We start from the raw sequence: 487 nt of genomic DNA on the forward strand, positions 1-487 counted from the left end.
AGGTCCCCCTCCGCCGTAGCCGCCATGGCGGCGGTGGCGACATCGGACCCGGGGGCCTCGGCCCGGACAGCGGCGACCCGGCCCCCGACCTCGGCGGCGAGGCCGGCGGCCCGCTCCACCCGGCCGGCCGCCCGGCCCGCCTGCCCGGTCGGCTCCTGCCACGGGACGGCGTGGCCGGGGTACCCGGCGGGCCGCGCCGCGGTCGGTGCGACGGCGCCCAGCGCCGGGTACCGCTCCTCGGTGCGCCCGGTGTCCGGCGCGCGGACGAGGTAGGGCCCCAGCGCGGCGAGGCGCTGCCGGCGCTCGGTGGTGCCGGCCGGTCCGGCGTCGAGCGCCAGCGGCGCGCCACGTCCCCCGCGCCCGGCCGTGGCCGCCCGCTCCGGCCCGCGGGTGAGCGCGGTGGCGGCCTCCCGCCGCCCGGCGGTCACCCGGGGGGCTCCGGAGCGGTCCGCCGGCGCGTCGGCGCAGGCGGCGGCGGATACCGGCC

At 85.0% G+C, this 487-nt stretch carries 1 protein-coding gene; it reads right to left on the reverse strand.

The window, feature by feature from the left end:
- The coding region (locus tag DEF28_RS26830) for a hypothetical protein (RefSeq protein WP_394340382.1) at positions 1 to 428 on the reverse strand (428 nt) is incomplete at its 3' end.
- Between the last annotated feature and the right edge of the window lie 59 nt (positions 429 to 487).

This window comes from Marinitenerispora sediminis, from assembly GCF_003336425.1.
Lineage (GTDB): Bacteria > Actinomycetota > Actinomycetes > Streptosporangiales > Streptosporangiaceae > Marinitenerispora > Marinitenerispora sediminis.